This window comes from Rhodoferax sp., from assembly GCF_023700745.1.
Lineage (GTDB): Bacteria > Pseudomonadota > Gammaproteobacteria > Burkholderiales > Burkholderiaceae_C > Rhodoferax.
Map to the genome: position 1 here is coordinate 69417 of NZ_JAMPYG010000014.1, position 17183 is coordinate 86599.

The window sequence follows — 17183 nt, forward strand, 5'->3', positions numbered from 1 at the left end:
GGTTCTCGCTAAATGTTCGACAATCCCGCCATGTTAGTCCAGAAAAACGTTCCCCTTCAGCCCTTCAATACCTTTCACATCGTGGCCAAGGCCCGTGCCCTGGTGCACATCAGGGATGCGTCCGACGTGCAGGCGCTTCTGGCCGATCCCAAATGGGCCGCCGCGCGCAAGTTTGTGCTCGGTGGCGGCAGCAATATTGTGCTTACCGGTGATGTCAAGGCGCTGGTGCTCAAGGTCGAGGTGATGGGCCGGCGCCTGGTGCAGGAGACGTCAAAGGCCTTCATCGTGGAAGCCGGCGCCGGCGAAAACTGGCACGACTTTGTCACCTGGACACTGTCCCAAGGCTACCCCGGGCTGGAAAACATGGCCCTGATTCCGGGCACCGTGGGGGCCTCGCCAGTGCAAAACATCGGCGCCTACGGGGTCGAGCTGCAAGACCGCTTTGAATCGCTCGATGCCATTGATCTGCAAACCGGGCAACTGTTTACCCTCAATGCGGCGCAATGCGCTTTCGGCTACCGCGACTCGGTATTCAAGCACGCCAGCGCTTCGGATGCGCTGGCGGGTCACCAGGCGGTCGGTTTGAAGGATCGGGCGCTCATTCTGCGCGTCCGGTTTACCCTGCCCAAACCCTGGAAGCCGGTGCTGGGTTATGCCGATATCGACAAAAAGATGGCCGAGCAGGGTGTCAGCCAGCCGAGCGCGCAGCAGTTGTATGACTGGGTCTGTGCCATTCGCCGTGCCAAGCTGCCTGACCCCGACGTGATCGGCAACGCCGGCAGTTTCTTCAAGAATCCCACGGTGAGCCCCGAGCAATGTGCCGACATCATCGCCCGCGAACCAAAGCTGGTGCATTACGTGTTGGCTGATGGCTCGGTCAAGCTGGCCGCAGGCTGGCTCATCGATGCCTGCGGTTGGCGCGGCAAGTCGGTGGGGCAGGCGGGCGTTTATGAAAAACAAGCGCTGGTGCTGGTCAACCGGGGCACGGGTATGGAGGGTTCGGGCGCCACGGGTGGCGAGGTCATGACGCTTGCCAAGGCGATCCAGACCAGCGTGTACGAACGTTTTGGCATCCGGCTGGAGACCGAGCCGGTCATTATTTAGTTTTTGTGCAGCGAGTTTCTCTTTTTTAGCGCATCATTACGCCATGAAAAAAATCATTGTCCTTGGCGGTACCGGCTTCGTTGGTACCCATTTGTGTGAAAAACTGGTGCGCGAGGGCTGGCAGGTGACCGTGCCGACGCGGCGCGCCATCCATGCCAAGGCCGTCATGCATTTGCCCGGCCTCACCGTGCGGCAGCTTGACGTGCATGACGAGGCCGCCTTGACGCGTGCTGTTGCCGGGCATGACGCATTGGTGAATCTGGTGGCCATCTTGCATGGCACGCAGGCGGCGTTTGAGCAGGTGCACGTGGCCTTGCCGCAAAAAATTGTCCATGCCTGTTTTGTCAACGGGGTCGGTCAGGTGGTGCATATCAGTGCCTTGGGAGCCGATTCGCTGCAGCCTGCGCTGGCGCCTTCGATGTACCTGCGCACCAAGGGCGAGGGCGAGGCCGTGCTGGTGCAAGCTGCCATGGGCGGCAGTGCAGGGGACGCAGCGCAGGCCGGCTTCGATCTGAGCATTCTGCGTCCCAGTGTGATGTTTGGCGCTGAGGACAAATTTTTGAACCTGTTTGCCAAGCTGCAAAAGGTGCTGCCAATGATGCCGTTGGCGGGTGCGGCGGCACGCTTCCAACCAGTTTGGGTGCAGGATGTGGCCGTGGCCGTGGTGCGCTGCCTGGCCGGTGCCAGTACCCAGTCATCGCCGCGCGTGATCGAAGCCTTTGGCCCGGAGGTGTTCACCCTGAAGCAACTGGTGCAAATCGCTGCCCAGCTCAGCGGTGCCGGCGGTGGCATGGGCCGGCTGGTGATTCCGTTGCCGGCATGGGCTGGGCGGCTGCAAGCCACGGTCATGGGCATGGCGCCGGGCGAGCCGCTGATGAGTCTGGACAACCTGGACTCAATGAAGGTCGATAACGTGGCCAGTGGCAAGCATCCCGGCCTCGACTCCCTCGGCATCACGGCATCGGCCTTGCGGCCGATTGCCAAGCAGTACCTCGGGCGGTAGACAGCCATCGGCCCGAGGCGGGCCTCCTACAAATTGCCGGTCCCCTTGTAGGAGCGGCGCCCTCGCCGCGATGGGCTTAGCGCTTGCTCTCGCTGGTGAGGCTGAGCAGGTCGCCACTGCCGCCCAGCGACAGCAGGCCGGACTTGGCATAAATGCCCAGTTTGGCGCGGGTGTCGACGATGTCGAGGTTGCGCATGGTGAGCTGGCCAATGCGGTCGGCGGGCGAAAACGGCGCGTCTTCCACTTTTTCCATGCTCAGGCGCTCGGGCGCGTAGGTCAGGTTGGGCGACTCGGTGTTGAGCAGCGAATAGTCGTTGCCGCGGCGCAGTTCCAGCGTGACCTCACCCGTCACGGCGCGCGCCACCCAGCGTTGCGCCGTTTCGCGCAGCATGATGGCCTGCGAGTCAAACCAGCGGCCCTGGTACAGCAGGCGGCCCAGTTTGCGGCCATTGTCGCGGTACTGCTCGATGGTGTCCTCGTTGTGGATGCCGGTGACCAGCCGCTCGTAGGCGATGAACAGCAGCGCCAGGCCGGGGGCTTCGTAAATGCCGCGGCTCTTGGCTTCGATGATGCGGTTCTCGATCTGGTCGCTCATGCCCAGGCCGTGGCGTCCGCCAATGCGGTTGGCTTCCAGGATCAGGCTCACCAGGTCGGGGTATTCCACGCCATTCAAGGCCACCGGGCGGCCTTCTTCGAAGCGCACCGACACTTCTTCGGCCTTGACCACGCAATCGTCGCGCCAGAACGGTACGCCCATGATCGGGTTGACGATGCGCATGCCGCAGTTGAGGTTTTCCAGATCCTTGGCCTCGTGCGTGGCGCCGAGCATGTTGGAGTCGGTGCTGTAGGCCTTTTCGGCGCTCATCTTGTAGCCAAAGCCGTGCTGCGTCATGAAGGCGGACATCTCGGCGCGGCCGCCGAGCTCGTCAATGAAGGCCTGATCGAGCCAGGGCTTGTAGATCTTGAGCAACGGATTGGTCAGCAGGCCGTAGCGGTAAAAACGCTCGATGTCGTTGCCCTTGAAGGTGCTGCCGTCGCCCCAGATGTTGACGTCGTCTTCTTTCATGGCGGCCACCAGCATGGTGCCGGTGACGGCACGGCCGATGGGCGTGGTGTTGAAGTAGGTGACGCCGGCGGTGGAAATATGAAAGGCACCGCTTTGTAACGCGGCCAGGCCCTCGGCGGCAAGCTGGCTGCGGCAGTCGATCAGGCGGGCTTTTTCAGCGCCATATTCCATCGCCTTGCGTGGAATTTCGTCGTAATCGGACTCGTCGGGCTGGCCCAGGTTGGCGGTGTAGGCGTAGGGCAGGGCGCCCTTGAGCTTCATCCAGTGCAGTGCGGCGCTGGTGTCGAGGCCTCCGGAGAAGGCGATGCCGACCTTTTGACCGGCGGGAATATTTTGAAGGATGGTGGCGCTCATGGGGTTCAACCGAAGTGGCAGATGTAGTGGTAGGGCTCGGTCACGCGGATGTCGAATTTGGCGTTGCCGGGGACGCTGAAGCGCTCACCTGCGCTGGACTTGACCCAGGCCTCGGTGCCTGCCAGCCTGTATTCGCAACTGCCGGCCACGCATTCCATGATTTCGGGAGCGCCGGTGTTGAAAGTCAGGTTGGCCGGCAGAATGACGCCGACCGATTTTTTCGTGCCATCGGCAAAAGTGATGCCGTGACTGACGCACTTGCCGTCGAAATAAACGCTGGCCTGGGTGGTGACGGACACGCCGTCAAGGTGAGTGGTGGTCATACTGAAGATGGTTTTGATCGATGAAAGGCACGATTTTAGGGGAGTAGTCATGCTGCCGGGATATGGCTATACACATGGCCGCCATGGCGAACCCAAGTGAAGCCATCCATGACTCCTGACTTGAGTTTCAAGGTGCGGCGCGTGCGGCAAATACAGCCGCATCAAAGCCCACACTGATCGGACCATTGGGCCAGACCACCACCGGGCGCTTGATCACGCTGGGCTGGGCCAGCATCAGCGCCGTGGCGGACGCCGCATCGACCACGGCCAGACGCGTGGCCTCGTCGAGTTTGCGCCAGGTGGTGCCCTTGCGGTTCAGCAGCAGTTCCCAGCCTGGCGATTCGATCCAGCCGGGCAGCAGTTCGGCGGGCACGCCTTGTTTCTTGAAGTCATGAAACCGGTAGGCCAGGCCATGTTCGGTGAGCCAGTTGCGCGCTTTTTTGACGGTGTCGCAATTGGGAATGCCATAAACAGTGAGGGGTGGTGTATTCATGGCCTCTATCATGCCATCGGCAGGGATTAAAGCACCGACGTGCACCTGGTGTGGTGCGTCTGGTGGACAATTCGGGGCATGACGACATCAACGCTGCACTCACTTCAAGACTGGCTCGACTACTGCGAACGCCTGCATCCCACCACGATTGACATGGGTCTGGAACGTGTGCAAACCGTTGCCCGGCGCATGGGCATCGGTTTTGACTGTCCGGTGATCACCGTGGCCGGCACCAACGGCAAGGGCTCGACCTGCGCCATGCTGGAATCCATTTTGCTGCAGGCAGGCTACCGTACTGGGGTCTATACCTCGCCGCATCTGGTGCACTTCGAGGAGCGTTTGCGCCTGAATGGGGAGGCCGTCAAGGCGGCAGAGCTGGCGGCGGCCTTGGCCCGGGTGGAAAACGCCCGGGTCCAGCCTGGCGATGCCATCTCATTGACTTATTTTGAATTCACCACGCTGGCGATTCTGGATGTGATGCGTCGCAGCGGACTCGATGTCGTGATTCTTGAAGTTGGCCTGGGTGGCCGGCTCGACGCGGTCAATATCATCGAGCCGGACTGCGCCATCATCACCAGCATCGATCTGGACCACACGGCGTTGCTGGGTGACAGTCGTGAAGCCATTGGCTATGAAAAAGCCGGCATCATGCGCACAGACAAGCCGGTGGTGGTCAGCGATCCGCTGCCGCCGCAGAGCGTGCTGGACCGGGCGCTTGAAGTCGGCGCCGACCTGTGGCGCGTCGGCGTGGACTTCAATGTGACCGGCGACAAGCAGCAATGGGGCTGGGCCGGGCGGGGGCGGCGTTACAGCGGCATGGCCTACCCGGCGCTGCGCGGCGCCAACCAGCTGGTCAATGCGGCTGGCGTGCTGGCGGCGCTGACGGCCTTGCGCGAGCGTCTGCCGATCACGGCGCAGGCGGTGCGCAACGGCTTTGCCTTTGTCGATCTGCCGGGGCGCTTCCAGATTGTGCCGGGCGAACCCAATCTGGTGCTGGACGTGGCGCACAACCCGCACGCGGCGGCAGCGCTGGCCGCCAACCTGGACGCCATGGGCTTCTTCCCGACCACGCACGCGGTGTTCGGCGCCATGGCGGACAAGGACATTGCCGCCGTGCTGGTGCGGCTCAATCCTTTGGTGGACAAGTGGTATTTCACCAATTTGCCGACCGGGCGGGCGGCCCGAGCGACCGACCTGATGGCCCAATGGGCCTTGCTGAACAAGCGCAAGGATTGTTCAGCCGAGGTCTTTGTTGACCCTGAATCAGCGTTCCAGGCGGCGCTGTCACAGGCAGACCCCGCTGATAGAATTGTCGTTTTCGGATCGTTCCTGACTGTGGGCGGCGTGCTCAAAGACGGCGTGCCTCAATTGCAGGCCAGGCATTTGCCTCAATCCTGATTCACTCAATCTCAACGGCATGGACTTTTTCAAGTTTCGCAAAAAAGGCGATACCACCCCGAACACGTCGGTTCAGCCTGAAAGTGTGGATCGCATGCGCCAGCGCGCCAAGCATCGTCTGGCCGGGGCCACGGTGCTGGTGCTGATCGGCGTGATAGGGTTTCCCTTGTTGTTTGACAAGCAGCCCCGGCCCATCGCGGTGGACACGCCGATTGATATTCCTGATAAAAACAAGGTCTTGCCCCTGGCCTTGCCCGCGCCGCCTGCGTCCAGTGTGGCAGCGGCCGCGCCTGTGGCGCCTGTCGCTCCCATGGCGCCGGCGGCAGTGGCGCCGCAGGCTGTGGTGATCACCGAAATGGCTGAGCCAGTCAAGCCCGCCAAACCGGAAGCCAGTGTGGTCAAACCGCCTGTGGTGGCCAAACCGAGCGAAGCCGACCAGGTTCGGGCCTTGCTGGACGGCAAGAAAGCAGATGAGCCATCTGCTGCCGCAGCAGGCCGTTTTGTGGTGCAGGTCGGTGCTTTTGCCGATGCGACACGGGCCCGCGAAGTGCGCCAGAAGCTGGAGCGTGCCGGCCTGAAAACCTATACCCATGTGGCCGACACCAAGGACGGCAAGCGAACCCGAGTCAGGGTGGGACCATTTTCGGTGAAGGCAGAAGCTGAAAATGCAGCAGAAAAGATCAAGAAGCTGAACCTGCCAGCAGCTCTGTTGACGCTGTGACGCGTGTCTGCTGACCATGCCTGTGCTGGATTGGGTTTTTGCTGCAGTCTTGCTGATGTCGGTGCTGTTGGGCGCCTGGCGGGGCCTGGTCTTTGAGGTCCTGTCGCTGCTGAGCTGGATTGCTGCATTTGTGCTGGCGCAGTGGCTGGCCACGGACGTGGCTCAGTATTTGCCGATAAGCGGCGCCAGTGAGATGGTGCGCTACGCTGCCGGTTTCCTGCTGGTGTTCATTGCCACAGTCATGCTCGGCGGCTTGCTGGCAGCACTCCTGAAAAAGCTCATGGCCAGCGTTGGGCTGCGGCCGGTGGATCGGTTATTGGGGGCAAGTTTTGGTGCCGTTCGGGGCGTTTTGCTGCTGTTGTTGGCGACCGTGCTGGCTGCCATGACACCTCTCAAATCCAGTCTCGCATGGCAGGAGTCCCAAGGGGTAGCTGTGTCGTTGACGGTGTTGCACAGCCTCGAGCCAAGTTTGCCGCGTGATTTGGTGAAGTATTTGCCCGCTTGAACAAGTTGTTGAAAAGATTGGAAAATTATGTGTGGAATCGTTGGTGTCGTCAGTAACGCGCCGGTCAATCAGCTCATTTACGACGCGCTGCTGCTGTTGCAGCACCGGGGTCAGGATGCTGCGGGCATCGTGACCCAGCAGGAGCGCAAATTTTTCATGCACAAGGCCAAAGGCATGGTGCGCGATGTCTTTCGTACCCGCAACATGCGCTCTTTGCCGGGCAATTGCGGCCTGGGCCAGGTGCGTTACCCCACTGCAGGGAATGCCTTCAGCGAAGAAGAGGCACAGCCCTTTTATGTCAATGCCCCCTTTGGCATTGTGCTGGTGCACAACGGCAACCTGACCAACGCCCACGCGCTCAAGGCGGAGTTGTTCAGTACCGACCATCGCCACATCAACACCGAAAGCGACTCCGAGGTGCTGCTCAATGTGCTGGCGCACGAAATTGGCGAAACCACGCGCGGTTTGCCGTTGACCCCGCACGACGTGTTTGAGGCGGTGCGCAAGGTACATCGGCGCCTCCGGGGGTCCTATGCCGTGATTGCACTGATTGCCGGCCATGGCGTGCTGGCGTTTCGCGACCCGTTTGGTATCCGGCCATTGTGCATGGGTGTGGCCGACGGCACCGTGATGCTGGCCAGTGAATCGGTAGCCATGGAGGGCACCAACCACAAGTTTGACCGCAATATCCAGCCCGGCGAGGCCGTGTTCATCGACCTGCAAGGCCAGGTGCATGCGCAGCAGTGCGCTGATCATCCGGTGCTCAACCCCTGTATTTTCGAGTTTGTCTATCTGGCGCGTCCCGACTCGGTGATGGACAACATCTCGGTGTACCAGGCCCGGTTGAATCTGGGCGAGACCCTGGCCAAGCGGGTGATCTCGACGGTGCCGCCCAGCGAAATCGATGTGGTCATTCCGATCCCCGAGTCCAGCCGTCCCAGTGCGGCCCAACTGGCGCAATTGCTGGGCTTGCCTTACCGTGAAGGTTTTGTCAAAAACCGCTACGTCGGGCGCACCTTCATCATGCCCGGGCAATCGGTGCGCAAAAAATCGGTGCGCCAAAAGCTCAACGTGATCGCCAGCGAATTCAAAGGCCGCAATGTGCTGCTGGTGGACGACTCCATCGTGCGCGGCACCACCTCCAAGGAAATCGTGCAAATGGCGCGCGATGCCGGGGCCAACAAGGTTTACATGGCCAGCGCGGCACCGCCGGTACGTTACCCCAACGTCTACGGCATCGACATGCCTACGTCGGGTGAACTGGTGGCGCACGACCGCACGGTGGAGCAGATCCGCCAGATCATTGGTTGTGACGCCCTGATTTACCAGGACGTGGATGGCATGAAAAAAGCCATTGGTTCGCTCAACGCCAACATCAAGGGCTTCGATGCGTCCTGCTTCGATGGCGTCTACGTCACCGGGGACATCACGCTGGATGATATCGAGCGCCTGAATGCCAACCGCGTTGACGGCGACGACACCCTGGAGGACAACTCGCGCCTGGCCCTGCCGAACCACGAAGACTGACCATGACTGCGAAAAAACTTCCCGACAACCTGCACCGTGACACGCTGGCGGTGCGCGCCGGCATCGAGCCCAGCCAGTATGGTGAAAACAGTGAGGCGCTGTACCTGACCAGCAGTTTTGTGCAGCCCGACGCCGAAACCGCGCGCAAGCGTTTCGCCAACGAGGAAGACGGCTACACCTACAGCCGCGTGGGCAACCCGACCGTGACCGGCATGGAACAGCGTCTGGCGGCACTCGAAGGCACCGAGTCTGCCATGGCCACCTCCAGCGGCATGTCCGCCGTGCTGTTGCTGGGCATGGGCCTGCTGCGCGCGGGCGACCATGTGGTGTGTTCGCAGTCGGTGTTTGGCTCCACGCTGCGCCTCTTTGCCGTGGAGTTCGCCAAGTTCGGCGTGGAAACCACCTTTGTGTCGCAGACCGACGTGGCGCAATGGCGCGCTGCACTCAAGCCCAATACCAAACTTTTCTTTGCCGAAACGCCCACCAACCCGTTGACCGACATCTGCGACATCGCGGCGCTGGCCGAGGTGGCCCATGCCGGCGGTGCGCTGCTGGCCGTGGACAACTGCTTTTGCACCCCCGCACTACAGCGGCCGGTGGAATTTGGCGCTGATTTTGTAATTCACTCGGGCACCAAGTACCTGGATGGCCAGGGCAGGGTGGTGGCTGGCGCCATTTGCTGCTCACACAAATATGTCAACGACGTCTTTTGGCCCATCAACCGCACGGCCGGCATGGTGCTGTCGCCATTCAACGCCTGGGTGGTCACCAAGGGCATGGAAACCCTGGCCATCCGCATGCGCGCCCAGTGCGACAGTGCGCTGGCGCTGGCCCAATGGTTGGAGAAACAACCCAACGTGGCCCATGTCTACTACCCCGGTCTGGCATCGCATCCGCAACACGAGCTGGCCATGCGCCAGCAAACCGGTCTGGGTGGCGCCGTGGTGTCGTTCGATGTGCGCGCATCCGATGTGGCCCAAGGCCGCAGACGTGCCTTTCATGTGATTGACAGCACCCAGGTGTGTTCGGTCACCACCAATCTGGGCGACACCAAGACCACCATCGCCCACCCCGCCACCACCTCGCATGGTCGCCTGACCGAAGTCCAGCGCCAGGCCGCCGGCATTGGCCAGGGTCTGATCCGTGTCGCCATGGGCCTTGAGCATCTTGGTGACATCCAGGCTGACCTGGCCCGTGGCCTGCAACAACTTGACGCACTGCAATGACCAAAACCCGTACCCGCTTCGCCCCGTCGCCGACCGGCTTCATTCACCTGGGCAATATCCGCTCGGCTCTGTACCCCTGGGCTTTTGCCCGCTCGACTGGGGGGGACTTTATTCTGCGCATTGAAGACACCGATCTGGAGCGCTCCACCCAGGCGTCTGTGGATGTGATTCTTGAAGGCATGGCCTGGCTCGGACTCGATTACGACGAAGGTCCGTTTTATCAAATGCTGCGCATGGACCGCTACAAGGCGGTGCTGGCTGATCTGGTGGCCGCTGGCCATGTTTACCCCTGCTACATGAGCATGGCCGAACTCGATGCCCTGCGTGAACGCCAGACGGCCGCCAAGGAAAAACCGCGCTACGACGGCACTTGGCGCCCGGCGCCGGGCAAAACCCTGCCCCCCGTTCCCGTAGGCGTGCAACCGGTGCTGCGTTTCAAAAACCCGCAAGGCGGTTCGGTGGTGTGGGACGACAAGGTCAAGGGTCGCATCGAGATCAGCAACGACGAGCTCGACGACCTGGTGATCGCGCGCCCGGACGGCACGCCCACCTACAACTTTTGTGTGGTGGTGGACGACATCGACATGGCCATCACCCATGTGATTCGCGGCGACGACCACGTCAACAACACGCCGCGCCAGATCAACATCTTCAAGGCCCTGGGCAAGGAGCCACCGGTGTATGCCCATTTGCCCACCGTGCTCAATGAGCAGGGCGAAAAAATGAGCAAGCGCAACGGCGCCAAGCCGGTAACGCAGTACCGTGACGAAGGCTACCTGCCCGATGCCATGGTGAATTACCTGGCGCGCCTGGGCTGGAGCCATGGTGACGACGAAATTTTCAGCCGAGCCCAGTTCCTGGAATGGTTCAACCTGGACCATCTGGGCAAGAGCGCGGCGCAGTTTGATGAAGCCAAGTTGCGTTGGGTCAATGCCCAACACATCAAGATGACTGCGGACGATGTGCTGGCACCGCTGGTGCAAGCGCAGCTTGCCAAGCGCGGCATCCAAGCCGATGCGCGTTTGGCCAGCATCTGTGCGCTGTTCAAGGACCGCTGTGACACCACGGTGGCATTGGCTGACTGGGCCGCGGTGTTTTATGCCGACGTGCAACCCGCAGCAGTTGACCTGGCCCAGCACGTCACCGACGCCGTCAAACCGGCGCTGGCCCTGTTGACCGACAAACTCGCCAGCTGCGCCTGGGACAAGGCAGGCATCGCCGCCGCCATCAAGGACGTGCTGACGGCTTGCGGCCTGAAAATGCCGCTTTTGGCCATGCCGGTGCGGGTGTTGGTGGTCGGAAATGCACACACCCCCTCGCTGGATGCCTTGCTTTCACTTTTTGATCGTGAAAAAGTTATCGCCAGATTAAAACTGGCTAAAAATTAACGCTATAATTTGAGGCTTGGAAACAAACACTGCTTCTAAACAAAGTAGTTGTGGATTCGGGGGTATAGCTCAGCTGGGAGAGCGCTTGCATGGCATGCAAGAGGTCAGCGGTTCGATCCCGCTTACCTCCACCAAAGTTTTCAAGAATGACGGAAGTCCAAAGGTTATGACCCCATCGTCTAGAGGCCTAGGACATCACCCTTTCACGGTGAGTACCGGGGTTCGAATCCCCGTGGGGTCGCCAGTTTATCGTTAGATAAATCGGCGCAAGTCGGTAACGGTTTGTCTGCAAAGACAGATGACTTGGCTCGCAAGAGCAAACGTTAGCTACCAGGAGTGGTAGTTCAGTTGGTTAGAATACCGGCCTGTCACGCCGGGGGTCGCGGGTTCGAGTCCCGTCCGCTCCGCCAGTATAAAAGCCTTGCAGTTCAATGAATTGCAAGGCTTTTTGCTTTTCGGCTAACAAATGATCAAGCCGGTGTTGTGCTTTCCGTGAAGCGCTTCAGCAACCCCATCGACAAGGCCGTGCCCAGCAAAATGACGGCGCCGCAGAACAGCATCCAGGGCGTCACCGATTCCCCCAGAAATACCATGCCGTAGAACACGGCAAAGACCGGAATCAAAAAAGTGACGGTCAGCGAGCCTGCGGCCCCCACCTTGTTGATCAGGCGGAAATACAGCACATAGGCCACTCCGGTGCACAACACGCCCACTGCCAGCAGTGCCAGCCAGGCAGTAGTGCTGGGCGTATGGCCCGGCCACAGCCACAGGGTGGGCAACGCCAGGCCTAACGCGGCACCGATCTGGCTGCCGGTGGCAATCACCAGCGACGGCACGCCGCTTAAATAGCGCTTGGTAAAACTGGCCGATATGCCGTAACACAGGCAGGCGCCCAGACAGGCCAGCACCGCCCAGCCGGTCACCAGTCCAGAGGCATTGGGCTTGAAACTGGCCTTGCCCCAGGCCAGCATGGCAACCCCGACAAAGCCAATCAGCAAGCCCAGTATCTTCATGCCGTGCGGCCGGTCTTTAAGCCAGAGCCAGGCGATCAGAGCGCCAAACAGCGGCACGGTCGCATTCAGCAGCGAAGACAAGCCGGTGGTGATGGACAGCAAGGCATAGGCATAAAGCGCAAAGGGAATGCCTGAATTGAGCATACCCAGCACAAAAATCTTTTTCCAGTGCTTTGACAAGGCCTGCCACTGGCCGTTCAGCATCAGCAAGGGCAACAGGAACAGCGCGGCAATGGCAACACGCATGCCGGCCGTGGGCAGTGCACCAAATTCGGCCGCGCCCAGACGCATGAACAAAAAAGAAGCACCCCAAAGGGCACCCAGCAGGACAAATTCAGGCAGCCAGGATTTGGCAGGGTGGGATGAATTCAAAGCCTGCCTTCAAGCTGTAGCAATGCCACTTTCCGCTGCATGCCACCCGAATAACCGGTGAGCGCCCCATTGGCCCCGATCACCCGATGGCAAGGCACCACGATGCTCAAGGGGTTGCGCCCGATGGCACCACCCACCGCGCGCACCGCCGAGGGTTTGCCGATCGCGCTACTGACCGTGCCATAACTACAGGTTTGTCCAAACGGGATGTCAAGCAGCGCCCGCCACACCGATTGCTGAAAAGGCGTGCCTGCGCTGAGGTCCAGGGGCAGGTCAAACTGGCGGCGCTGTCCGGCAAAATAATCGCCGAGTTGGCGACTTGCTTGCTGTAGCAGGGCATGGTTCGGGTCGGGCGCCCAGTGGCTGGCATCCGGGCTGTCGTCATGTTCCTCAAACCACACCCCCCAGAGGCCTTGCGCGCTGGCGGCCAGGCGTATCAGTCCCAGCGGGCTGTCAAACGTGGTGGTCACGGTGTCAACAGATGTTTTCATGGTTTTTAAAATTGGTTCAGAGCCTCGCATGATAAGCCCGGTACGACTTGCAGGTGCGCAGCATGGCCGCGCTGCGGACAGCGTGCCGCCTACAATTCAAGGCACGATGAACCCGATAACACCGACAGGGAAAAGCCATGCAGTTGACCGCTTCCATTTTTAAAGCCTATGACATTCGCGGTGTTGTACCCAGCACCATCGACGTGTCAGTGGCGCAAGCCCTGGGCCGGGCCTTTGGCACGGTGGCGCTGCGCGAAGGGCAGGCAGCGGTGGCTGTCGGTCGTGACGGCCGCTTGAGCGGGCCGGACTTGAGCGCCGCCCTGATGCGCGGTTTGGCTGAGGCGGGTGTCGACGTCATCGACATCGGTCTGGCCACCACCCCCATGCTTTATTTCGCTGCCAATACCTTGTGCGCCTCCGGCATTCAGGTCACCGGCAGCCACAACCCGAAGGACTACAACGGCTTCAAGATGGTGCTGGCCGGCCGTGCCATTTATGGCGACGAGATCCAGGCGCTGCGCCGCATGATGGAAGCCGAAACCTGGGCGCTGCGCGCTGGCGGCCAGGTGCGCAGCGTCGATGTGCTGGCGGCCTATCAGGCGCGCATTGTGGCTGACATCAAACTGGCACGTCCCATGAAAATTGTGGTGGATTGCGGCAACGGCATTGCAGGTGCCTCGGCCCCCGGCATTCTGCGCGCCATCGGCTGCGAGGTGACCGAACTGTTCAGCGAGGTGGACGGCAATTTCCCCAACCACCACCCCGACCCGAGCAAACCTGAAAACCTGCGCGATGTAATGGCCGCGCTGGCCGCCGGTGATGCCGAACTGGGTCTGGCTTTTGACGGCGACGGCGACCGTCTGGGCATCGTCACCAAAGAGGGCAACACCATTTACCCTGATCGCCAGATGATGCTGTTTGCGCGCGATGTGTTGCAGCGTGTGCCGGGTGGCACCATTGTGTTTGACGTGAAATGTTCGCAGCGTCTGGCACCCACCATTGCGGCGGCGGGCGGCGTGCCGATGATGTTCAAGACCGGGCATTCGCTGATCAAGGCCAAAATGAAGGAGGTCGATTCGCCGCTGGGGGGGGAGATGAGCGGGCATATCTTTTTCAAGGAACGTTGGTACGGCTTTGACGACGGCACCTACGCCGGTTGCCGTCTGCTGGAAATATTGAGCCAGTCGCCGGATGCCAACGCTGTTTTGAACGCCTTGCCCAGCAGCTTTTCAACCCCCGAACTCAACGTGAAATGCGCCGAGGGCCAGGCCCAAACCCTGGTCGCGCAACTGGTGTCCCGCGCCGACTTTGCCGCGCCCGCCACGCTCAACACCATCGACGGCCTGCGGGTCGATTGGCCCGATGGTTTTGGTTTGATTCGCGCCTCCAACACCACGCCGGTGCTGGTGCTACGCTTTGAAGGCCACACGCCCGAAGCCCTGGCGCGCATCCAGTTCGACATGATGGCGCTGCTGCACCAGGTGCTGCCCGGTGCCGTCACCGACGAGGCGGCACATTGAAGATTCTGATCGTCAAGCTGTCATCGCTTGGCGACGTGGTACACGCCATGCCCGCGGTGCAGGACATTTTGCGTGCGCGGCCAGAAGCCCAAATCGACTGGGTGGTGGAGCGCGGCTTTGCCCCGCTGGTGCAACGCTGCCAGGGTGTCCACCGCATCATTGCCAGTGACTTGCGGCGCTGGCGCAAGGCGCCATTCGGCGTTGAAACACGCCGCGCCTGGAGGGCGTTCAAGGCCGAACTACAGCAAGAGCAATACGACGCGGTGATTGATTTGCAGGGCCTGACCAAGTCCGCGTTGGTCGCCTGGCTGGCCCGTTTGAGCCCGGGCGGCCAGCGTTATGGTCTGGCCAACCAAACCGAGGGCTCCAGCTTTGAGGCACCCGCGCGCTGGGTGGCGCATCGGGCCATCACCTTGCCAGCGCACTGCCACGCGGTCACGCGCTCGCGCTTGCTGTGCACGCAGGCCTTTGACTACCCGCTGCCGCAAGCGCTCACCTATGGCCTGCAGGCCACCCCTGGCCGCCATGGCGCGGCCGACAGGCCGTGGCAAACCCCTGTGGCGCTGGTACACGGCACCTCGCGCGCCGACAAGCAGTGGCCGCTGGCGCATTGGCGCGCGCTGGCGCAGCGGCTCAATGACGCCAGGTTTGGCGTGGTCTTGCCGCACGGCAGCCCGGCCGAAGAGAAAGTTGCCCAGCAGATTGCGCTGAATCTGCCACAGGCGCAAGTCTGGCCGCGCCTGGGCCTGGATCAGCTGACCGATGCGTTGTCAGTTTGCGCCGGCGTGATCGGGGTTGACAGCGGCCTGAGCCATATCGCCGTCGCACTGGACCTGCCTCATGTGCAGATTTACAACTTTGACACCGCCTGGCGCACTGGCCCGCTGCCCGGATCCACGCGCCAATGCAGTGTGTTTGCCCAGCCCACGCCCTCGGTCGACGCGGTCTGGCAGGCCTGGCTCGGCGTGCTGCCGGATACGGCTGCTGCATGATTCGCGGACTCTATTCCTGCCTGATGTGGCTGGTGCAACCGCTGCTCAGGCGCAAATTGATGCGCCGCAGCGCGATGGAGCCGGGCTACGGGCAATTCATCGATGAACGTTTTGGCCGCTATGCCGAACCAGTGGCTGCGCACATGGGTCCCACGGTCTGGCTGCACGCGGTGTCTCTGGGCGAGACGCGTGCCGTGGCTGTGCTGGTAACAGCCTTGCGTGAACGCTTGCCCGGCATGCGCTTGCTGCTGACGCATGGCACGGCCACCGGCCGCGCCGAAGGCGTCAAACTATTACAAGCCGGCGACTTGCAAGCCTGGCAACCCTGGGACACGCCAGGGGCGGTGCAGCGTTTTCTGAACCACTTCAAGCCTGATCTGGGCGTTTTGATGGAAACCGAGGTGTGGCCGAACCTGGTGCATGGCTGCCAGCGCCAGCGTGTGCCGTTGGTGCTGGTGAACGCGCGCCTCAGCGACAAATCCCTGCGACAGGCGCAGCGCCTGGCCTGGCTGGCACGACCGGCGTTTGCGGCACTGACGGCCGTCTTGGCACAAACCCCGCAAGATGCGCAGCGCTTGCAATCTTTGGGTGCAAAAGTGCAGGGCGTGACGGGCAACCTCAAGTTTGATGCCGCGCCCAACGCCGGTCAATTGGCGCAGGGGCAGCAGTGGCGGGCACAGCTGGCTCGGCCCGTGGTGATGTTCGCCAGCTCGCGCGAGGGTGAAGAGCTGGCGCTGCTGGAGATATTGAACCAAGCCAGATACCTTCGGCCCGAGGGCGGGCCTCCCACAGGGAACGGGACCCCTGTAGGAGCGGCGCCCTCGCCGCGATGGCCTGCCGTGCAATGGCTCATCGTGCCGCGCCACCCACAGCGCTTTGACGCGGTGGCCACCTTGATCGAATCGCACGGGTTTGCCGTGCAACGGCGCAGCAGTTGGGGGCCGGGTGGGCCGGGTGCGGCGGCTGCTGAAAAATCAACCCTCTGGCTTGGCGACTCGTTGGGCGAGATGGCGCTGTACTACGGCATGGCCGACGTGGCCTTGCTGGGCGGCAGCTTTGAGCCACTGGGTGGGCAGAACCTGATCGAAGCCGCCGCCTGTGGCTGCCCGGTGGTGATGGGGCCGCATACCTTTAATTTTGCTGAGGCGGCCGAGCAGGCGCTGGCGGCCGGTGCGGCGCTGCGGGTGGTGGATCTGGGCCAGGCCGTCAATTGCCTGGGTGTCTTGCTCGGCGCAGATACCCTGGCAACTGCCCGGCAAGCTGCGCAACGCTTTGCACAATCGCATCAGGGTGCGGCCCAGCGGCTGGCGGATGCGGTGGTCCGCGAAATTTTTCACGAAACTTTGCGGAAATAGTTAGGGTTTACCTATTCTTTCCCGGCAGAAAGAGCAAGCCTTTCCCATTAGCCTGGGTGATATGGCTAGCCGTGCTCCAGCGCCAGGCCGATGCAGTCATGACGTTTTGATTTGAATCAAATTTTTTCTCCAAATAAACGAATTCCATATCCCGTTCAAGTTAAGAGGCTATATCATCGCGTTTACATGAAAAAGTGTGAAGCCAATGTAAAGAACTGGCCTGAAAACTTTACAGCGGTGAACTGGCAACGCGCAAATGAAAGTTTGTCGTTTTAGTGAGAGTTGATATTCACTGAGATACCAGGTGGTTCTTTGTGTCCCAACTAACAAAC

The 17183-nt window shown here is 61.4% G+C and carries 16 protein-coding genes and 3 tRNA genes; 14 read left to right on the forward strand and 5 right to left on the reverse strand.

What is annotated here, in order from left to right:
- Positions 1-30: 30 nt before the first annotated feature.
- Both murB and NDJ10_RS11635 read left to right on the forward strand, forming a co-directional pair.
- Positions 31-1104, forward strand: a complete 1074-nt coding sequence (gene murB, locus NDJ10_RS11630; RefSeq protein ID WP_296162358.1) for a UDP-N-acetylmuramate dehydrogenase — start codon at positions 31-33, stop codon at positions 1102-1104.
- Positions 1105-1147: 43 nt separating this feature from the next.
- Positions 1148-2107 (forward strand): complex I NDUFA9 subunit family protein, encoded by a 960-nt coding sequence (locus NDJ10_RS11635; RefSeq protein WP_296162360.1) that lies wholly within the window; start codon positions 1148-1150, stop codon positions 2105-2107.
- A gap of 76 nt (positions 2108-2183) precedes the next feature.
- On the opposite strand, the gene argG is transcribed toward NDJ10_RS11635, so the two are convergent.
- The 3 genes from argG to NDJ10_RS11650 form a co-directional block, all read right to left on the reverse strand.
- Positions 2184-3527 (reverse strand): argininosuccinate synthase, encoded by a 1344-nt coding sequence (gene argG, locus NDJ10_RS11640; protein ID WP_296162362.1) that lies wholly within the window; start codon positions 3525-3527, stop codon positions 2184-2186.
- A 5-nt stretch (positions 3528-3532) separates the two neighbouring features.
- Positions 3533-3850: a pyrimidine/purine nucleoside phosphorylase gene (locus tag NDJ10_RS11645; protein ID WP_296162365.1), complete on the reverse strand. Its 318-nt coding sequence runs from the start codon at positions 3848-3850 to the stop codon at positions 3533-3535.
- A gap of 127 nt (positions 3851-3977) precedes the next feature.
- Positions 3978-4343 (reverse strand): ArsC family reductase, encoded by a 366-nt coding sequence (locus tag NDJ10_RS11650; RefSeq protein WP_296162368.1) that lies wholly within the window; start codon positions 4341-4343, stop codon positions 3978-3980.
- Positions 4344-4421: 78 nt separating this feature from the next.
- Between NDJ10_RS11650 and folC the strand changes: the two genes are divergently transcribed.
- From folC to NDJ10_RS11695, 9 genes are all read left to right on the forward strand, one after another.
- A complete protein-coding gene (gene folC / locus NDJ10_RS11655) occupies positions 4422-5741 on the forward strand; it encodes a bifunctional tetrahydrofolate synthase/dihydrofolate synthase (RefSeq protein ID WP_296162370.1) in 1320 nt (439 codons plus the stop codon).
- 19 nt (positions 5742-5760) lie between these two features.
- Positions 5761-6462: an SPOR domain-containing protein gene (locus NDJ10_RS11660; protein ID WP_296162372.1), complete on the forward strand. Its 702-nt coding sequence runs from the start codon at positions 5761-5763 to the stop codon at positions 6460-6462.
- A 16-nt stretch (positions 6463-6478) separates the two neighbouring features.
- A complete protein-coding gene (locus NDJ10_RS11665; RefSeq protein WP_296162375.1) occupies positions 6479-6967 on the forward strand; it encodes a CvpA family protein in 489 nt (162 codons plus the stop codon).
- A 27-nt stretch (positions 6968-6994) separates the two neighbouring features.
- Positions 6995-8494 carry an amidophosphoribosyltransferase gene (purF, locus tag NDJ10_RS11670; protein WP_296162377.1) on the forward strand — a complete coding sequence of 500 codons (1500 nt, stop codon included), beginning with the start codon at positions 6995-6997 and terminating at the stop codon, positions 8492-8494.
- 2 nt (positions 8495-8496) lie between these two features.
- The gene (locus NDJ10_RS11675) at positions 8497-9720 is read left to right on the forward strand and encodes an O-succinylhomoserine sulfhydrylase (RefSeq protein ID WP_296162380.1); all 1224 of its coding nucleotides are present in this window, start codon (positions 8497-8499) and stop codon (positions 9718-9720) included.
- A complete protein-coding gene (gene gltX, locus NDJ10_RS11680) occupies positions 9717-11108 on the forward strand; it encodes a glutamate--tRNA ligase (RefSeq protein WP_296162382.1) in 1392 nt (463 codons plus the stop codon). The genes NDJ10_RS11675 and gltX overlap by 4 nt, the downstream gene beginning before the upstream one ends.
- Positions 11109-11166: 58 nt before the next feature.
- A tRNA-Ala gene (locus NDJ10_RS11685) sits at positions 11167-11242 on the forward strand.
- Positions 11243-11276: 34 nt separating this feature from the next.
- Positions 11277-11352, forward strand: a tRNA-Glu gene (locus NDJ10_RS11690).
- Between the two features lie 89 nt (positions 11353-11441).
- A tRNA-Asp gene (locus NDJ10_RS11695) sits at positions 11442-11518 on the forward strand.
- 60 nt (positions 11519-11578) lie between these two features.
- On the opposite strand, the gene NDJ10_RS11700 is transcribed toward NDJ10_RS11695, so the two are convergent.
- Together NDJ10_RS11700 and NDJ10_RS11705 are read right to left on the reverse strand one after the other, a co-directional pair.
- The gene (locus NDJ10_RS11700) at positions 11579-12493 is read right to left on the reverse strand and encodes a DMT family transporter (RefSeq protein ID WP_296162385.1); all 915 of its coding nucleotides are present in this window, start codon (positions 12491-12493) and stop codon (positions 11579-11581) included.
- Positions 12490-12984, reverse strand: coding sequence for a methylated-DNA--[protein]-cysteine S-methyltransferase (locus tag NDJ10_RS11705; protein WP_296162387.1), 495 nt, complete (start codon positions 12982-12984; stop codon positions 12490-12492). Before NDJ10_RS11705 ends, NDJ10_RS11700 begins: the two co-directional genes overlap by 4 nt.
- A 137-nt stretch (positions 12985-13121) precedes the next feature.
- Between NDJ10_RS11705 and NDJ10_RS11710 the strand changes: the two genes are divergently transcribed.
- From NDJ10_RS11710 to NDJ10_RS11720, 3 genes are read left to right on the forward strand one after another with little or no spacing between them, the layout of a single operon-like run.
- Positions 13122-14504, forward strand: coding sequence for a phosphomannomutase/phosphoglucomutase (locus NDJ10_RS11710; RefSeq protein WP_296162388.1), 1383 nt, complete (start codon positions 13122-13124; stop codon positions 14502-14504).
- Positions 14501-15496 carry a lipopolysaccharide heptosyltransferase I gene (gene waaC, locus NDJ10_RS11715; RefSeq protein WP_296162390.1) on the forward strand — a complete coding sequence of 332 codons (996 nt, stop codon included), beginning with the start codon at positions 14501-14503 and terminating at the stop codon, positions 15494-15496. Before NDJ10_RS11710 ends, waaC begins: the two co-directional genes overlap by 4 nt.
- Complete coding sequence (locus tag NDJ10_RS11720) at positions 15493-16851, forward strand: 3-deoxy-D-manno-octulosonic acid transferase (protein WP_296162393.1); 1359 nt, start codon at positions 15493-15495, stop codon at positions 16849-16851. The genes waaC and NDJ10_RS11720 overlap by 4 nt, the downstream gene beginning before the upstream one ends.
- The last annotated feature ends 332 nt before the right edge of the window (positions 16852-17183 follow it).